At 40.1% G+C, this 3,186-nt stretch carries 2 protein-coding genes; one reads left to right on the top strand and one right to left on the bottom strand.

What is annotated here, in order from left to right:
• Positions 1-180 (top strand): hypothetical protein (locus tag JUF11_RS12950; RefSeq protein ID WP_204119921.1); only part of this gene is annotated, 180 nt, incomplete at its 5' end.
• A 45-nt stretch (positions 181-225) separates the two neighbouring features.
• Here JUF11_RS12950 and JUF11_RS12945 read toward each other — a convergent pair.
• Positions 226-3,027 (bottom strand): GH32 C-terminal domain-containing protein, encoded by a 2,802-nt coding sequence (locus JUF11_RS12945; RefSeq protein ID WP_204119920.1) that lies wholly within the window; start codon positions 3,025-3,027, stop codon positions 226-228.
• Between the last annotated feature and the right edge of the window lie 159 nt (positions 3,028-3,186).

Here is a 3,186-nt window from a genome sequence, read left to right as displayed (position 1 = left end):
CACCAATTTAGATTTGATGAGGCAATCATACTGCCCGGCAAGGGGCAATCAAAGCCGGTCTGTTATTGGGTGCTTACCGTGCGCTTACCTTACCTTACACTTATCTTGCTGTTGAAAATTATTAAAAAGCTTAAAAATAAGGCCTTGAAGAATATTCAGTTTCTTCAAGACCTTATTTAAATGGCCAATATTCAGTTCATCTGGATAAAGTTGTTAGGTGCTTAACTACAGGAAACTACGATGCTTTTTAAAACCAATTAAACCAAGCAAATTACCGACCATTACTAACAAAATACCAGCAAATGATATTGTTTGATTTTCATTATTGTCTTCACCAGTTTTGGGTAATCTTGAGGTGTTGTTAAAGCCGTTGTTAGACTGAGATTCCGTACTCGTGGATGTATTGACAATTCCATTCTTGGTAGAATTATTTAGTTGACTTAGATTGTCGGGTTGGTCAGAACTAGGATTTTCTTGACCCTTACCAGTAACAGACGGATTCCCTGACTGAGTAGATCCAGTATCTCCAGTAACCTTCCCACCAGCAACTGAGTTCTTGGTGTACACATAGGTTACAGTCTGATCCTGAGCTGTGAAGCTACCCGTAGGGCTACCTTGAACTTCTTTGAAGGTATAACCAGCAATATCCTTTTGGGTTGTCGAGTAAGGATCACCAATATTACCAGAAGAAACAACATCGGCAGCAATCGAATTGCCACTTTCATCAACAAATTTTTCAGTTAGTTTCCCAACACTGTTCCAAATAGAAGCAATTGGATTGATAGTTAAGTTACTGATGTTAGTCGTTCCATTATCTGAATACACGTAAACACCATTTGTAGCTTGATCACCAATATTTTCTGGCCGCATAAAGAAATTTTGGGTAATTGACTTTTCCCCATCATTCGCAAAGGCCTCAATACTTGTTTCATCAACATAAACCGTAATCGTAATTGATCCATCAGCATTCACTGTTGCGTTCATTTTGTCTCGAGGTGCACCCATATTGGGTTCACCAGTGCTGAGTCTCTGGACAAAAAGTAATCCCGTAGTCAAATCATAACCAACCAACATATCATACTTTTTATCATCAGAAACACGAAGCTTAAAGCCGACTGAACTTGGTTTATTGCTCTCATCCCAAGAAAATGTCGCACTAATTTTATATTGTTTGCCATCATATTGAACTTTTTGATCATTACTTGAAATTGAAAAGTTACTGTCCTTTTGATCAATAACATTGGCCTCTTCGTTGTTAGCAATTTCTTTGACCACAGTATTTGCCAACAAGTACCCGTCTGTTGTATCAGGACTCTTTTCAAGATTCAGTTCGCGAGGAAGAGTCATATTACCGTACCAAGGTGTTGTCTTAGCTTCTCCCGTATAGCTCCAATTCGACTGCCAAGCCAACATAACAGTTCGACCATCGGGCATATTGGAGAAAGGAATACCGGCATAAAAGTCTTCTCCTGAGTCCATTGTCATTGGATCTTGAAGCGTCTTCGAGCTCTCAGGCATCCAAGTCCCATCAGCGGTCATATTGCCAACATAATATTGCATCCCAGATCCTGTGGCATGTGCGCCTTGTTGAACACTGACACAAAATACCCACTTTGTGTCATTTGTTCCAGCTACCTTTATTGGTATCAATGATGGACATTCCCATACGCCGTTACCCACATCATTTTCACGTTCAATTTTAGAAGCATATGTCCAGTCCAACAGATTGCTAGATTTATAAATGAGGGCTTGCTGGCCAGACACAACGGTTAAATAGTATTGTTTATTAACCGCATCGTAGACCACGCTTGGATCGCGGAAATTCGCGGCATCTCCTCCCTGGTTCATGCTGGTTGGAATGATTGCCTGAGGATTAGCCGCATTACCATCCTTCGAATATTGAATAAATGTTTTGCCACCATTGAGGCTGTAGGCCAAATGTTGCTCTTGAATCTCATTTACTCCAATCCAAGTCCCTAATCCACCTTCAGCATCGTCATTTTTTCTAACCGCAATCTCATAATCAGCTGTGTAAAAGGCTAATATGGCCCCCTTACCTAATCCACTAACATTATTGGCATCAACCACAATCGAACCGCTGAATATAGCCTTACTATGTGGTGTAGTTCCCCAGTCTCCTGTTGGATCCCCAATATATCTCACTGTTCCATAATCTTTGAGTTTTCCCGTTGTGTTAGTATACTTAAAGTCTTCCCAACCTTGATTCTCTAACCAAGGAATGGCAACATCTTCTTGTTTCCAATTAATTAGATCCTTGCTGACGGCATGGCCCCAAGACATATTGCCCCATTGGTTCCCCTTTGGATTGTATTGATAATAAAGATTGTAAAGTCCTGTGCTACTATCATAAAAGAGGCCGTTTGGATCGTTGATCCAATTTTTATTACTGGAGTAATGAAATTGATTTCTATATTGTTCATCATACCGATCATTTTGACTGATATCGGGGGTTGTAGCCTTTGCTGAATTGTCAATCGCTATAGTGGTAATTGCTTTGGTTGCAATTGTTGTGGAAGATGTTGATTGGTCAGTTTGAGATTGCCCTACACTACTTTTTGCTTGTTCATCACTCGTCGGCAATGTGGTATTCGAATTGACAATAGCCTTATCTGAATCACTTGTTGTAACAGGTTTTGTCACATCAGTATTGTTAGTGCTATTTGAGGCTACTTGATTTTTGTTATCATCTGTTTGACTGACTGTATTACTGGCTGTATTACTGGATGATGCCTCACTGTCGCTTGAACTCGGTAAATCAACTTGTTTTGATGATGCTACAGTCGGTACGTCATTGACTGAAAGCGATTGAGTAACCGACTCATCTGTTGTAACATCGCTATTCTGAGTGTTGCTTTGACTAATTTGAGAAGACGAAGCGCTTGTCGCAGCGCTTACATTTTGCCCACCATTAAAAAATGAAACGATAAGACATGTTGATAAGCAGGCAAATACCCACATGCTCTTGCTTTTATACATCTTATAGTGCTGCTTTTCATTAATCTTCAACCTAATTACCCTCCTATTTTTTAACAGCTCATTCACATGAGTGTTAGTCACCACTATTTATTCTTCCATCACAGTGAGCTACACGACGAATTGTCAACTCAAGTGCAACTTTTTGCCCATGAAGACTTCCGATGGTGTCTTCCAGCCTAAGACCTTGCG

Origin of the sequence: Lacticaseibacillus suilingensis (assembly GCF_016861845.1) — a bacterium.
Taxonomy (GTDB): domain Bacteria; phylum Bacillota; class Bacilli; order Lactobacillales; family Lactobacillaceae; genus Lacticaseibacillus; species Lacticaseibacillus suilingensis.
Note: the sequence above shows the minus strand (reverse complement) of the source record. Positions and strands in the feature narration are given on the sequence as shown.